This window comes from Xenorhabdus sp. KJ12.1, assembly GCF_963876495.1.
Taxonomy (GTDB): domain Bacteria; phylum Pseudomonadota; class Gammaproteobacteria; order Enterobacterales; family Enterobacteriaceae; genus Xenorhabdus; species Xenorhabdus stockiae.
The window spans coordinates 126616-141538 of the sequence record NZ_CAWNQH010000002.1; the positions used below are offsets into that span (position 1 = coordinate 126616).

At 45.1% G+C, this 14923-nt stretch carries 15 protein-coding genes; 1 reads left to right on the plus strand and 14 read right to left on the minus strand.

The genetic code is table 11. The annotated features are described in order from the left end of the window. Nucleotides 1-386: 386 nt before the first annotated feature. Both AACS92_RS01865 and AACS92_RS01870 read right to left on the minus strand, forming a co-directional pair. Entirely contained in the window at nucleotides 387-818 is a 432-nt protein-coding gene (locus AACS92_RS01865; protein WP_099109682.1) for an acetyltransferase, read from the minus strand. An 18-nt stretch (nucleotides 819-836) separates the two neighbouring features. Further along, nucleotides 837-2021, minus strand: a complete 1185-nt coding sequence (locus tag AACS92_RS01870; RefSeq protein ID WP_099109683.1) for an MFS transporter — start codon at nucleotides 2019-2021, stop codon at nucleotides 837-839. Between the two features lie 473 nt (nucleotides 2022-2494). Here AACS92_RS01870 and AACS92_RS01875 point away from each other — a divergent pair, with 473 nt between their 5' ends. Continuing rightward, nucleotides 2495-3313, plus strand: a complete 819-nt coding sequence (locus tag AACS92_RS01875) for an HNH endonuclease (RefSeq protein ID WP_099109684.1) — start codon at nucleotides 2495-2497, stop codon at nucleotides 3311-3313. A 96-nt stretch (nucleotides 3314-3409) separates the two neighbouring features. On the opposite strand, the gene AACS92_RS01880 is transcribed toward AACS92_RS01875, so the two are convergent. From AACS92_RS01880 to AACS92_RS01935, 12 genes are read right to left on the minus strand one after another with little or no spacing between them, the layout of a single operon-like run. Next, nucleotides 3410-4636 carry a beta-ketoacyl-ACP synthase gene (locus tag AACS92_RS01880; protein WP_099109685.1) on the minus strand — a complete coding sequence of 409 codons (1227 nt, stop codon included), beginning with the start codon at nucleotides 4634-4636 and terminating at the stop codon, nucleotides 3410-3412. Then, a complete protein-coding gene (locus AACS92_RS01885) occupies nucleotides 4633-5364 on the minus strand; it encodes a 3-ketoacyl-ACP reductase FabG2 (protein ID WP_099109686.1) in 732 nt (243 codons plus the stop codon). Before AACS92_RS01885 ends, AACS92_RS01880 begins: the two co-directional genes overlap by 4 nt. Continuing rightward, nucleotides 5361-5855 (minus strand): ApeP family dehydratase, encoded by a 495-nt coding sequence (locus tag AACS92_RS01890; protein WP_099109687.1) that lies wholly within the window; start codon nucleotides 5853-5855, stop codon nucleotides 5361-5363. Before AACS92_RS01890 ends, AACS92_RS01885 begins: the two co-directional genes overlap by 4 nt. Then, nucleotides 5855-7021 carry a beta-ketoacyl-[acyl-carrier-protein] synthase family protein gene (locus AACS92_RS01895; protein WP_099109688.1) on the minus strand — a complete coding sequence of 389 codons (1167 nt, stop codon included), beginning with the start codon at nucleotides 7019-7021 and terminating at the stop codon, nucleotides 5855-5857. The genes AACS92_RS01890 and AACS92_RS01895 overlap by 1 nt, the downstream gene beginning before the upstream one ends. 3 nt (nucleotides 7022-7024) lie before the next feature. Beyond that, nucleotides 7025-7588 (minus strand): DUF3261 domain-containing protein, encoded by a 564-nt coding sequence (locus tag AACS92_RS01900; protein ID WP_099109689.1) that lies wholly within the window; start codon nucleotides 7586-7588, stop codon nucleotides 7025-7027. Beyond that, the gene (locus AACS92_RS01905) at nucleotides 7585-9909 is read right to left on the minus strand and encodes an MMPL family transporter (RefSeq protein ID WP_099109690.1); all 2325 of its coding nucleotides are present in this window, start codon (nucleotides 9907-9909) and stop codon (nucleotides 7585-7587) included. Before AACS92_RS01905 ends, AACS92_RS01900 begins: the two co-directional genes overlap by 4 nt. Then, entirely contained in the window at nucleotides 9881-10504 is a 624-nt protein-coding gene (locus AACS92_RS01910) for a LolA family protein (protein ID WP_099109691.1), read from the minus strand. Before AACS92_RS01910 ends, AACS92_RS01905 begins: the two co-directional genes overlap by 29 nt. Beyond that, the gene (locus AACS92_RS01915) at nucleotides 10501-10923 is read right to left on the minus strand and encodes an acyl-CoA thioesterase (protein WP_099109692.1); all 423 of its coding nucleotides are present in this window, start codon (nucleotides 10921-10923) and stop codon (nucleotides 10501-10503) included. The genes AACS92_RS01910 and AACS92_RS01915 overlap by 4 nt, the downstream gene beginning before the upstream one ends. Before the next feature lie 3 nt (nucleotides 10924-10926). Then, nucleotides 10927-12654 carry a glycosyltransferase family 2 protein gene (locus AACS92_RS01920; RefSeq protein ID WP_099109693.1) on the minus strand — a complete coding sequence of 576 codons (1728 nt, stop codon included), beginning with the start codon at nucleotides 12652-12654 and terminating at the stop codon, nucleotides 10927-10929. Next, nucleotides 12645-13004, minus strand: a complete 360-nt coding sequence (locus AACS92_RS01925) for an ApeI family dehydratase (protein WP_099109694.1) — start codon at nucleotides 13002-13004, stop codon at nucleotides 12645-12647. Before AACS92_RS01925 ends, AACS92_RS01920 begins: the two co-directional genes overlap by 10 nt. Further along, a complete protein-coding gene (locus AACS92_RS01930) occupies nucleotides 12991-14358 on the minus strand; it encodes an acyl-CoA synthetase (RefSeq protein WP_099109695.1) in 1368 nt (455 codons plus the stop codon). The genes AACS92_RS01925 and AACS92_RS01930 overlap by 14 nt, the downstream gene beginning before the upstream one ends. After that, nucleotides 14355-14906 carry a hypothetical protein gene (locus AACS92_RS01935; RefSeq protein ID WP_099109720.1) on the minus strand — a complete coding sequence of 184 codons (552 nt, stop codon included), beginning with the start codon at nucleotides 14904-14906 and terminating at the stop codon, nucleotides 14355-14357. The genes AACS92_RS01930 and AACS92_RS01935 overlap by 4 nt, the downstream gene beginning before the upstream one ends. Nucleotides 14907-14923: the final 17 nt, after the last annotated feature.

The following is a 14923-nucleotide window of genomic DNA, read 5'->3' on the forward strand; positions in this document are numbered from 1 at the left end:
ATTTTCTCTTTGTTATCTATAGTTACTCGCTAAAGTTACTACTTTAATGAGTAGGTGATTATCGATGCTCCCTAGAAAGCTGGCTATCTGAGCATTATAATGTAGTTATGAATCTGCCAAATATACCATATTGACTTTAAAGCACTCTTTAATTTTATCTAAATTATTTTTACATAACTTTTCATTTTGCAGCATTTTCAATACAGACTGTTTTGTAATAAGTGTTGAGTAATTTAATTTATTAATCACTGATTATGCTTATTTCTTATTTAATGAGTGCATGAAATTTTGTCTGTAAATAATAATGCAATTTTTGATAAACAATTAACCCGGAATATTAATTCTTATTCCGGGTGATAAATATATTTTTTGCAGATAAGAAAATATTATGCAAGCTTCATATGAAGTAACGGGAATGGATTCCCTTGTCCGTCAGTTTCTGAACGGGAAAAAGTTTTAAACCCCATATGCTGGTAGAAACCGACACCTTGTTGATTCTGCTCATTCACATCCAGCTCATTAATTTCTAATTCACTGATTGCAAACTCTAACAACATTTTGCCAACGCCTTTGCCACGCATCTCTGGTGATACAAATAGCATTTCCAACCGATTTTGCTCGACACTCAAAAAACCTGCAACGTTATTCTGGTTGTTCACTATCTTATAAACGTTCAGATTGGGTAAGTACTCATTTACCAATGGACGCAACTCATCGATCATCCCCAGAGGTAAAAAATCATGAGTGGCGCGCACTGAGGCTTCCCAAATTTGGAGCAGTGTCGGGAAATCATGCTCGGTAGCTTGCTGTATCTGCATCAAAATACCTCCGTATTTTTAATTTGCCAGTACACGATCTTTGCGACAAATAGCAGCTAGTAGCATATAAACCGCAGTCGTCAGTAAGACCAAGAAGAAGAAGTCCATTAATCCATTATTCTGTATCGCACCGGTATGCTGAACCGCATGATGTTGAAACATGAAGTTCCCAGCTCCTAATGGCCCCATAGCAGAACCGATACTATAACTTAGCAGCATAACCTGAGTTGCGGCGACAATATAGGATGAATCCAGTTTGTCACAGGCCAGTGTGATGGCGAGTGGATAAAGGGCAAAAGATGACATGCCTAACAGCGCCAGCGCCACGATCATGACGATATAACTTTCAGAAAGATAGGTCATACCGACAGCAAATACACCTAACAGTGAAGCCATTGCCAGCAACAGGGTTTTACTGACTATAATGGACAGCTTGCTGATGATAGGCTGAATGGCCATTCCACCCAGAATAATTGCAGCCATTAATACACCGACCTGTTCGGTATTGAACTTACTTTGACTCAATGATAAAGGCATCAGGCCGTAGATAGTCCCCATCACAATCCCTGAAGTCAGACAGCCAACAATTGCTGGTTTACTGAAGCGAGTGATTTTTTTCAGTGACAGACGCTGATGCTGTAATGCCGGAGGCTGACCCTGACGTAAAAATAATGGCGGCAGAGTGGCAATCAGTAATAACGCTAAAATAACGACAAAAGGAATCACGCCCTGAGTGCCGATAAAGCCAATGCCCAGCTGACCGAGTGTTGTACCACCATATAGCGACGTCATGTAAAGACCCAGACGTTTTGCACGTTCTTTAGGGCTGTCGCCAATCAATAACCAGGATTCAACCACCACAAAAACACCGGCAACAGCTACTCCGGCTATGCAGCGAATAAGCAACCACATTTCTTTATTGGGAAAAAAAGGCAATACCATAACTGTTGCTGCTAAGAGCAGCAAAAAACTTACAAATGAAAAACGGTGCCCTATTTTGGCAATAACAGGTTCAATCATGAGTGAGCCTATTAATAAACCAACGTAATAAGAACTGGCTAACCAGCTTGCGTAGCCTGTATCGATGCTGAATCCCGCCATTGATAACGGAATTAAGCTCATCAGGTAACCAGAAGCAATCGCAAACACAGTCAAGCCCGCAACAGGTACAAATGCACTGTCATTCTTGCGCAGCAGTTTCACTACTGTCGTCTCCACATAAAAAAATCAGTCAGGTATGCGCTGCTTCTCATCAGGATCTTGCCGAATGGCAATAACGACATATACCAAGGACAGGGATATGTCGTAGTGATTCAAGCAGTGATATTTTGCTCAAGAGTCTTGAGTTGTGCGGACTATAGCCGTTTCTATTAAATAGATACAATGAGAAAAACTGATACTGATGAATGAAAAGATTTATGAAGACAGGGAAGATAATGAAAGGGCAATTATTAGCATTTATTGTAGTTGAAATCTAACAGCTCATGTCATTTTCTAAATGAATTTAAAGTTAATTTATTGTTTTATAATGAATTAATTGGGTTTGGCTAACCATAAGTTTAGTATTAAAGTTAATAGTCTAATTATTATAAGAGATCATTAAAATTACTATGTGGCATATGCTATCCCGATTTTATAGCTCTTAAATTCGGTTGAAAATGTAATGAGATAACCCAATGAAAAAAATCAACGCACTTAAATCAGGTGATGAATTCAATAATAAACAAGTTTGTGAGATTTTTGGTTGCAGTCCACAAGGTGGAATGCGTCGATCACATGGAAAAAACACCTTAATACTTGTTTCTAATCACATAAAATCTATTTATGACGATAGGTGGGATGGAAATATTCTCCATTATACGGGTATGGGGTCTAAGGGTGATCAAAGCTTAACATTTAGCCAGAATAAGACTCTTTTTGAGTCTAAATATAATGGTGTAAAAATTCACTTGTTCGAGGTGTTTAAAGATAAAAAATACACTTATGTCGGGGAAGTTGAGTTAGCGGATGAGACATACACCGAGAAACAACCAGATATCGAAGGAAATGAGCGCTTAGTTTATGTATTCCCGATTAAATTAGTAACAGGAAAGCGTATTGTCTCAAAAGATGATATTTGCTCTATCTATGAGCATAAAATACGTAAGGCAAAAAAAATTAGTTTGGATGAGCTTCAAAAACGGGCTAAATACGCACGTAAGCTTCCGGGAAGTTCTACTCAAGTTTCTATTCGATATGAACGTAATGAATATGTAGCTGAATACGCGAAACGCATAGCCAAAGGTGTCTGTCAGCTTTGTTTAGTTCCTGCACCGTTTTGTAATTTACAAGGAGAGCCCTATTTAGAAACTCATCATATTGAATGGCTTTCAAAAGGGGGGTTAGACACGATAGAAAACACGGTCGCATTGTGTCCAAATTGCCATAAGAAGATGCATATTGTTGATGCGGATAAAGATAAGGAATTTCTGCGTCAAAGAGTTATTGAGCTGTAGTATTGTGCGCTATATTTTGTGTTTAGTCTGTGTAGGATAAAAACAAGAAGTATCATTTTAACTTCAATTCGACTTCTTGTTTTTCCATTTAAATCATCACCAACGCTTGATCACCAGTGAAGTATTAATCCCGCCGAAAGCAAAGTTATTGCTTTGGATAAACTCAGTCTGGATTGAACGCGGCTGGTGTATAATGTAGTCCAGTTCACCGCAAGCCGGATCAACTTCATTAAGGTTGATGGTCGGTGCGAACCAGCCTTCATTCATCATTTCAATACTGAGCCATGCTTCCAGAGCACCGCAGGCGCCCAATGTGTGACCGAAATAGCTTTTCAGTGATGAGATCGGCGTTCTGTTACCAAAGATGTTAGCAGTGGCCTGACTTTCCGCGACATCTCCACGCTCGGTTGCTGTACCGTGAGCGCTGATATAACCAATATCCACAGGTTGAAGCCTGGCTGATTTCAGCGCCATTTCCATACAGATTTGCATCGTTTCTGATTTTGGCTGGGTGATATGGGAGGCATCACAGTTAGTGGCAAACCCGATAATCTCACCGTAAATTTTGGCACCACGTGCTTTAGCATGTTCCAGTTCTTCGAGAATAAGGGTACCTGCGCCTTCGCCAATTACCAGACCGTCACGATTAGCATCAAATGGGGAAGGTGTTGTTTTTGGTTTGCTATTTTTCTGGCTGGTGGCGAATAGCGTATCAAATACAGCGGCTTCTGATGGACACAATTCTTCTGCACCACCAGCAACCATTACCGTCTGATAACCATTACGAATAGCTTCCCATGCATAACCGATGGCCTGACTGCCAGAGGTACAGGCGCTTGAGGTTGGAATAACTCTGCCACGCAGCCCGAAAAACAAGCCGGTGTTGACTGCAGTAGTATGAGGCATCATCTGCACATAAGTTGTACCTGTAATATTATTGGTGTGTTTTTCGGTCAGCATGGTAGCGAATTCACTGACGGGTTTAGTACTGCCTGTTGAGGAACCATAAGCAATACCGGTTTCACCATTTGTCAGGATGGGATCGCCAATTAGCCCTGCCATTTCAAGTGCCAGCTCAGTTGCCCGAGTGGACATCAGTGAAACACGTCCCATAGAGCGGATACGTTTGCGGGTATAGTGATCAGGCAAAGTAAAATCAGTAACGGGAGCTCCAAGATGAGTATTAAGCCCATCATATTCTGCCCATTCTGGCATTTGCTGCACTGCATTCACGCTGGATTTTAACCCAGAGGAGACCGATTGCCAGTCGTGCCCCAAAGCTGTGATCCCACCCATTCCTGTAATGACGACTCTGCGTGTCATAGCATTCCTCCGTTGACCGAAATTACCTGACGGGTGACGTAACCTGCAATATCAGACATTAAATAGCTGGCAAGCCCGGCAACTTCATCTGCTTGTCCCATACGTTTCATAGGGATCATATTCATAGCTTCTTTTAAAGCGATTTCTTCAATTTGGATCATATCGGTATCGATTAATCCTGGTGCAATACAGTTCACGGTGATTTTTCGTTTTGCCAGTTCGATGGCAAGCGCTTTAGTTGCGCCAATAATACCGGCCTTAGCAGCACTATAGTTGACTTGTCCACGGTTCCCCATCAAACCGGAAACGGATGACAACGTGATAATACGACCACCCTGACGTAGTCCAATCATTGGCATCACGCAGGGGTGTATCACGTTGTAAAAACCATCCAGATTAGTATGAATGACACCATCCCAGTCACTTCCGTCAAGCGCTGGGAATGCTCCATCTTTAGCGATACCAGCATTACAAACAATGCCGTAGTAAGCACCGTGTATTTCGATATCTTTTTCTAATGTTGTACGGCAGGCATCGCGATCTGAGATATCAAAACTTAATATCCGTCCGTTGCCACCGTTAGCCTGGATCTGTTCCAGCGTTGCTTCTGCACCTTTCGCATCGCGATGATAGTGAACAATAGTGGTGAACCCATCTGCTGCTAATTGGCAGGCGATTGCCCTGCCGATCCCTTTGCTGGCACCAGTGACTAAAACTGAACGCATTATACTGCTCCACCCCGTTTAAATAATTGTTTAAGTTCTTCTTTTTCTGGTTGATAGGTATTCAGTCGGCCTGTTACCAGTACGGTACCGTTACAGCTGACTTCACCTTCAAAACTACCGAATTTTTCATCCTGCAATAACAGATTCATTCGAATATCCAAAATACTGCCGTATGTGAACTCAGAAACCTGACTGCGCACTGCCCTACCGCCAAGCAGCATACCCAGAGATGAATCTTCTTCCTGCCGTTCTTTGCGATGCCAGCCAGACCAAACTCCGATAGTTTGTGCCATCATTTCAATGGCAAACCAGTTTGGCAGATTCTTTTCTGCGTTAAGGAAAGGTGCCAGTACGCCTTCATGGTTAACTGTTACCTGACAATGTACGCTTTCACTGGAAACACTTATAACCTTTTCCAACAACACCATCGGCGCTTCGTGGGGGATATAGTGATGGATAGGTAAATAAGAGTGAGCGGGTGAGTAGTCAGACATTATACAGCTCCCAGAATCAGACTGGTGTTATTTCCGCCAAAAGCAAAGGAGTTGGACATGACAACCGGTTTTTCTAACAGCACAGGTTGTGTCAGAAGGCCGCAGCTTGCCAACGAAGTATCTACTCCCGAACGGGAGAAATCCTGTGCTGGTAATGGTAATTTCCGGCTTAGCAACAACCAGCACAAACCAGCTTCACAGGCTCCTGCGGCACCGAGAGTATGGCCTGTCAAATGCTTGGTTGAACTGCATGGGGTACGCTCGCCAAAGAGCTGATTGATGATCAGTGATTCCATCTGGTCATTGAGTTTTGTTCCCGTTCCGTGCAGGTTGATATAGCCAATCTCTTGTGTGGAGAGTCCTGCATTACTCAATGCCATATTGATAGCTTCAGCGGCACCCTTTCCTTCAGGATGAGGGGCTGACATATGCCATGCATCACTAGATTCCCCTGCACCAAGCAGTGCTACGGAGTGGGCTTCCCGTGTCAGCAGTAGCAGGGTAGAGGCTTCGCCGATAGTGATGCCCTGACGATCCTGGCAAAAGGGTTCACACAATGTTTCCGAGAGAGCCTCAAGGCTATTGAAGCCGTTGATCGGCATACGGCTAAGGGTATCGGCACCTCCCACAATGGCCACATCTGCCATTCCCATCTCAATGAGACGTTGACCACTGATAATCGCCCGTGAACTGGATGAGCAGGCGGTGGAAATGGTAAAAGCCGGCCCTGTTAGTTCAAGGTAATTGGCAATAAATCGGGAAGGATCTCCCAGCTCCTGCTGATAATAGTGATAAGATTCATTGGGCTGTTGGTTAACTGTCCGGTTGACATGGGTATCACCTTCGTTAAGGCCGGAAGTACTGGTTCCCATAATGACGGCGATCCGCTCCCGTCCATATTGCGCTATGGCTTTATCCACTTGGGGTTTTATCTGCATTAAGGCTGCCAGTAACAGCTGGTTGTTGCGGCTATTATGCTGATGCAAATGTGGGGGAATAGTAGGCAATTCAGCATCAACGCCTCCCAGACAGCAGATTTTATCAGGCTGTAACCAGCCTGAGCGCGCATACATGCCGGGAGCGTGCCCGGAAACCAGATTCTGTGCAATGTCATCTACATTATTACCCAAGGCATTAAGCATGCCTACGGCAGAAATATAAATCATGTTTTACTCTTCTAAATGCTGAATGGCGATGTCATAACCAAAAATAAACTGCCGGACGTGTACCGGATACCGTCTGCCATTTTGGGTGTCATATTGAATTTCAGTAATTAAATGACCTTTATTATCATGTAATTGTCTGATGTTATCCGTGTCCTGTAGCGCCCATCCTTCAGGCAGGAGTGGAAGCCATGAATAAACCGGCCAGTAGCTGAGCATGATATCGGCCAGAACCTGACTGGCAGGCGGAATTTCCGATAGTACCAGAGATTGTTCCGCATGGATGCCATTATGGTCGTAAGTTAGTTTGAACAGGCGAATACCCAGCGATGATAAGCCAGCCAGTGATAGCTGGTCTTCACTGGCGTTTAGCAGAACAATTAATGACTGTTGCTTGCCTTTCACTGTTGCGGTCAATAATTGTTGTTCATTGATGGCTGGCTTGATACCCGGTGCAGGCAATGAGACACGTACTCCCGGTTTCAGCCATGCTCTGGGGGAGCCATTCTCCGGTAAATTAGTACAGGCTGCCAGTAGACATACCAGTGGCAGGATAAATAATCGCATCATGCTTTTTTGTTCCTTTTGGGACGTTCAGGCATTGCCAGTGGTGAAAGTAAAAACGCCGTGAAAATTCCGCTACATAATACAATGCCAAAACTACTGATTGCTTGAGTACTGCTAAATACAAGCATGCCCAGAGTGAGCAGTGACGTGCACATTGCAACGGTGATTGCCAGTAGCGAAGTCAGTGGTGTACCACGAGGATTGCTGAAAAACAGGGTATAGTTAATACCAATCCCCAGAACCAGCACCAGTGCCAGTATTGAGAATAGATTGAGACTGTAGCCGCTGAAGCCAAGAACAGCCAGTGCGCAGCCGAGTGATAACAGAGATGGCAGGATACTGACTGCACCACGACGCAGGCCAAGCCTGATCATATAACTGACCCCGATTAAGATAATAGAACCCACCAGAAGCCAGCCAAGTATGGTGCGATAAAACTGGAACATCTCATCGAATGCCAGTTTGCGATCGACCCAACTGATACCGGTTTGTTTCTCGGCTAACTGACGCATAAGAATACTGTCTTTCACACCTGTTACCGGAAGCAGAATCCCAGTCTGGCCGTTTGGCAATGTGATCCACATCAGGCGCCAGCCTTCGCTGACTACACTGTTTAGCCAGTCATCAGGCATAACAGTCATTGGGTCTAAATCCGGCTGTTTTACCGGCAGCCCTGTTTCTGTCAGATGTGCCATGATATTCGGAACAGCGGCTTTGAGTAGCTTCAGATCTTTCTGTTGTTGAGCAAGAGAAGATAGCGGCAGCCGTTGATAGTTTTCGAATGTACCGCGCTGTTTTTCCAGCTCCAGTAGGGGAATAAAATTTTCCAGACGTTGTAGTGTCTGTTCTGCGTTATCGCCATAAACAACAAACCATTTCTGATCACTCCTCTGGCCGGTCAGTTCGGCGATACGTTTTTCCTGTTGGTGAATATCCTGAGGTAGTGCTTGTAGCTGAGCGATATCATCATTGATGTGTAAACGCGAAATACCGATTAGAGCAAATAGCGTCAGAGTGACAGGTAGCCCGATGTAAAACAATTTGTTACGTCGCCACAAGGCCAGCCAGCGCATTAGCATGATCATTGCCGGGATTGGGCGAACAGGCAGATTCTTAGCCAATATGGGATACCAGCAGATCACTGTCAGGCAAGAAGCGGTCAAGCCCGCAGCAGCAAATACAGCGAGCTGACGTAAACCGGGGAAGGGAGCAAACATCATGATCAGATAAGCAATGACGGTTGTTGCCAGTGCCATTAGCAGAGCAGATAATACCTTGCACATACTTTGCCATGGTGTAACTTCTTGCCCGTGAACCATACGTTCAGTCAAATAATAAATCGCATAGTCGGCAGAAATACCGATGATACTGATGCTCATAACCAGTGTCATAAAGTGAAGTTCACCGAATATACCCAGTGTCACAACCGTGCCCGCCAATGCGCCCATACTGATAGAGAGAACACACAACAGCAGTGGCTTCAGGGAACGAAACACACTGTAAATCAGCAGTAGAACTCCCAGTACGGTTGCACTGCCCAGTGTGGAAATATCATGTTTTGCCTGCTGACTGGCATAATCACTGTAAAACAGAGTTCCCCTTGAGATCACTTTTGCATCAGGGAAACGAGCTTCCAATGATTGCTCCAGCTTACTCAGCTCAGTGACAGCCTGATGTGCCTGCTGCATATCAAACGAAGAGCCGTTCAGTTCAGCATGGAGTAGATACCAGATCCTTCCTGTACCGTCTTTGGCTGTCAGCCAGCCATGCTGTAGCCGTAACCGGCTGGATGTCTGCTGAAGAGCTAGCTGCGACCCCCTGACCAACATAAGTGGATCATTGCTGAGTTCTTGCCCGCTGACACCTGAGAAAGTTGAATAGACCTGAGACAAAATCCAGTTTGCCTGTTGAGTACCCCCGGATTGCAGCCGGTCACGGGTCGCAGGATCAAGCATGGCATTACGGTGCTTATAGTAAAAAGTACCCCATTCCTGTTGTTGTTCTGCATTTATCGGCCCTTTGACATGAGTCAGAAACGGTGTTTTTTCCAGCTGTTTCTGCCAATACTCAGCTGGAGCTTCATTCTCTTCCGTTCCGGGGCTGATCATCCATACCAACTGGCGATCAAGTCGCTGCATAAATTCATCTTTTAATGCCGGCGGCATATCTCCGGCGCTTTGCGCAGGTAAGAGTGCCAGCACGCTGGTGGAAAGGCGCGATTGTGGTAGCAGGATCACTGATGAAATCACGAGAATAGTGCATATCAGCAGCCAAAACAGTGCCAGCAGACGCGGATTAAAATTTGAAGTGTTGCTCTTCTTCATTACTCAGCATCTCTGGTGTTAAACGGTGTTTGGTAAAAAAGAGTTCAGTGCGATCCCCTTGTTTGTCGAGCAACAGAATCGAATTGAGATTGTCTTTACCTTTTAGGGTAATGATGGTGAACAGTTTATCCAAAGGGGAGGTTTTTGGTGTGAGTTCCAGTTGCCATGTTTCCTGTTTTAGTTCTTTGAACTCAATTTTAAAATTTTCTTCCAGTACAGCACGATCTGCCTGAAATAGCGCTCGCATCAGGTGGTTGAACTGAAACATCTGAGGATTTGAATCCGCAGTAATAACCTGAGGTGCTTGCCCTGCGATGGCCTGAACCATCCGGTTGTCATCCAGCACTAAGGTGAGAGGAAAAGGTTTTTGCTGATGCCACCAAAGTCCTTTATGTTGAGCAACCAGCATCTCACCGCTGGAATGCAGTGGCTGCGGCATTCCCTGAATATGGCGCTCTTGGGTGAACTCGGCCCGTACTACAGGTTGTGTAGAAAAGCGTTGTTGCAGTTTTTCAAGCGTGACGGCATGAGCACTGTTATTGATAGCTAGGCTATTAATAGATAATAGAAGTATTGCCAACCAGAACTTTCTCATGGTTTGACTCCCATACGCTCAAACAGAATATCCGGGCTGACAAAGGACATTTCCTGAGTTTTCTCTGCAACAGCCACCTGAATGGTGTAACCCGTCGTTGTTTTGTTGCCGCTCTCAGCATCAAAAATTTGATAAACCAGCTTCAGACGGTTTTCAAACTCTTTAATGGTGGCTTGTACACGTATTTTCTGACCGAATTCTATTGGACGACGATATTTAATTTTTGCATCAACAACCGGCCAGACATAGCCTGATGCGATCATTTCACGGTAGCCATAATTGAGCTGTTCCATCAGTGCTTCACGAGCAATTTCAAAATAACGAAAATAATTACCGTGCCAGACTACGCCCATCGGGTCGGTGTCATGGAAGGGTACGGTTAATTCAACCTCGCTGCTAAAACGGGGCGCTGTCAGCATTCCTTACTCCTTGGCTTTATTTGTAGGTAATTGCCAAAAATCGAAAAAGTTAAACCAATCAAGCGGAGATAACAGAGCATAATGCTCGAGGCGAGAAGCATAGTGATCAACCGCTTGCTGTAATGCCTGCTCTCTCTGTTTACGTGGAAGCTCTAGTGGCTCGGCGAAAGGTTCACAATAAATTCTGAACCGATGATTTTGCTTAAGAGCAAACATCAGCAAAACTGGGCAGCGTAATACGGATGCCAGAATAAACGGCCCTTGGGGAAAAGGTGCTGAATCACCAAGAAACTGACTCCAGGTGACTCTATGCGTGCTGATACGGGATGGATTAACGGCGATGCGATCACCGACAATTGCCACCCATTCCCCGGCATCAATTTTTTCTTTCAGCGAGATAGCGGTATCTGCGCCTACATCCGTCACTGGCAATAAATTAATGCCCGCTTGTGGCGAGACTTCTTCAATAATTTGCTTAAAACGCTGGGCATGTTCAGTAAACACCAGAGCATTAATTGTCTTCTGTCCTGCATGCTGAGCCAGTGCCCGGCAAACTTCGATATCGCCCAGATGAGAAACCAGTAAAAGTTTTCCGCGAGAGTCGCCACCTAAAAGAATGTCCTCCGCGCCGTCGGCAAATTCGATATCTTTGCCCCATTTCAGATCACCGCGCCAGCTTGCTATTTTATCCAGCATGGCACCACCAAAGCGCAAATAATGACGGTAGCTGTTAAGTCCGGAAGGAATAGCAATCTTTTTGTGCTGCATGGTCTGTTTCAGACGGGTAAGGTATTGCTGTGATGCCTGACGCTGTAATCCGCCGGTTGCCCAGAAATAACCTACAACCGGATAAAGTAACCATTCAAATGGCTTGCGCCCGAGATGGCGGTAAACTGTCAGCATAAACTTCATGCCATACAAACCTTTACGCTCTTTAATATCAGACCAGTGACGGCGATTACCCCACCAACGGCTAAGTAAAGAACGTTTACGCCATAATAAAGCAGGAAGGCTTGGCAACATGGAAAAAAACAGGCGGGTGTGCATCCACGAAATGCTGAGATTGTCGTGTAAAGCGTGAAAATGGGAGAGTCCATTTTCGGGATAAGTTACTTTTGTCGGGACAAATTCACTTTCCGTCCCCTGCCAGTACAGACGAACCATGATTTCAATATCAAAGTCCATCCTGCGGCCGATATTCTTTTTTGTCAGCAAGTTGATTGTGGCAACTAGTGGGTAGACACGAAAGCCGCACATGCTGTCTTTAATGGAAAGAGAAAGAGTTTCTACCCAGACCCAGAAATGCGTTATATAACGCCCGTAAAGCCGGGATTTGGGCACAGAGGTGTCATACTGTGGCAGGCCGGAAATCAGACGATCCGGATATTGCTGAGCTTTGGATAAAAAAAGCGGGATATCTTCAAGACAGTGCTGACCATCTGCATCAACCTGTAGAGCATGACTATAGCCAGCGTTTGCGGCTGCCCGCATTCCAGCAATCACAGCCCCACCTTTTCCCTGATTTTGTTCAAGGCGGATTAGGGTAACACCGGGGGTTACTGTGGCCAGATTTTCGAGGCAATGCTGTGTCGTTATATCGCTGCCATCATCAACGATAATGCAGTGAAGCTGATAGTGTGATAACCGTTCCAAGACAGCGGACATCGTTGCCCCGTGGTTATAGCAGGGAATAATCACGCATGGCGTAATCGTGTTGACGCTCAGCGACATAATTTGATTTTCCCCTGACTTGCCGTTTTGCACCCGCCACTATCGGAGGATTCCACATCATACTGAAAAGTCAGCTGATGCTTAGTTTCTTCCCAGTGAATTTTTAGGCGTAGATTATCCTCGGGCTGTAAAGGTAACTGAAATTTTACCATCTCAATAGAAGCACAATTCCAGCCCGGAGCCAGCAAAGTCTGTGCATAATGCATAACCCAATCGATCTGTGCGACACCGGGTAAAAGTGCTTGAACGGAAAAGTGACCGCGAAACCAACTCAGGTCAGGATCTAAATACAGGCGAATAATGGCCTCGTTTTGAGTGGGTTGCTCAAGATGGGTTTCAATAGGTTTCATTAAATAGCTCCTGTAACTCAGGCCATGAACGTTTACTTTGAGCATTCAGGGGAATAGAGGTAGTTACTCGCCAGTAGCGAGGCAGTGCAACAGGTTCCAGCCAGGAAATGAGCTGACGGCGCCAATTTTGAGAGCACTTCCCGCTACCTTGTTGGAGGAAGTGCTGAAATGCTTCATCATCTAAAACAAGGACAGCCCCGATATAGTTGCGTTTTCCTCGATTGATGATCAGTGCTGCGGCATCGATAATCCCATCGATTGCACATAAACGACGCTCAATTTCAGACAGAGAAATACGTTTTTCTTCGATCTTAACTAAGCGATCACGACGCCCCTGAAGTGAGAAGTTCCCCTTTTCATCAAATAACAGTCGATCATCCAGAACCATTCCATCTGCGACAGAAAGTAGAGGGGAGTAAACGCGTAAGTTATTTTCCTTATCCTGCCGGAAAGAGACGCCAGCGAATGTCTTCCAGACAGCATGATCTTCCTGGCGAGCTCGCCAGGCTATAATGCCTGTTTCGGTACTGCCATAAATTTCATTTGGGATGGTCTTTAGCCATTGTGTGACCCGCTCTGCATCAGCAAAATTTAATGGCCCTCCGGCTGAAACTACGAAAGAGCAGTTTGGGGCAGGAAGAGTGTCATCTAATCGTTGTAGAAATGCCGGGCTACTGATCAGAGCGTAACGTGTCAAAGAGGCCTGTGGATATTGGGTTAATTGTTCAGGAAATTCCACCATTTTACGCTCAAATGGCAAAGCAAGAGACATCGGTAGCCAGATTCGGAAAGTTAAGCCGTACAAATGCTGGTGGCTAACCGAAGCACGGATAACACAGGATTGCAGTCTATCCTGCCATAAAGAGGCCAGCCATTGGGTTTCGAGATCCATTACAGTTACAGGTTTGATGACCTGTTTAGGTACGCCGCTGGAGCCTGAAGTGAACATGACCAGTACTGCATCTGGGGATATATCAGGCAGTGTTGTTTCAGGGACAATATTGTCTTGTTGAGCTGAGAAAATAGGCCAGCATGGACAAGATAATTTTAGGGGCAGATCGGTCAGAACCCCATCAAAGCTGGATTGTTGTTCCTGTAACTGTGCTTCACGGCAGTGTCCCGGAATAACCGGTGTTTTTCCGGCATGCAGAGTAGCCAGCAAAGCAACACAGAAATGATAACTGTCATCAAAGCATAATGCCCAGCGAGATGCGGTATGGTTCCTCAGACGGTGACAGAGTATCGTGACCTCCTGTCGGAGTGTACTCAGTCTGATACAGTGATTGCCCCAGGTAATGAGCCTGTCAGAGGCATTACCTGCTGATAACCATTGGGATACAGGAAAGGTTTTCATCTCTTTTTCACACGTTGGCGTACCAGCCATTCAATAACGATAAGTAGCCCGATTAACAGGTAACTGATCATTCCATTCCATAGTGTCCACAGTGTCATATCGTTATACAGGCAAGTACCGAGAGCGATTGTGCCATTTAAAATAAAAAATAGGCACCAGATGTAAGTCACCTTGCGCGTATAGGTGATCCCCTCAGTTGGCAAATTCGGCTCTTTGAGCCGGGCCAGCCTTTCCACAACAGGAGGCCCGTAGTACAGAGAACCGCCAAAAAGGGTAAATAAAACGATATTCACGACAACTGGGTAGTACATCAAAAGTTGGTGGTCACGCAGGATAAAACTTGCCAAACCCAGTAAAATTCCGGCAATTGACAGTATCCAGCCCGTATTCCAATTTACGTTTTGCTGCTTATCCGCTTTTTTTCTGTCTATGGTTTTACGGCTTAGTAATAAGCGCAAAACGAAAAACAGGATGATAATGGGCAATATGATATTAAATTGCCGATAGCTGACCATCGCCCATACCAAAAATGGCCAAGCGATTAACATCACGGTATTGGCAATAC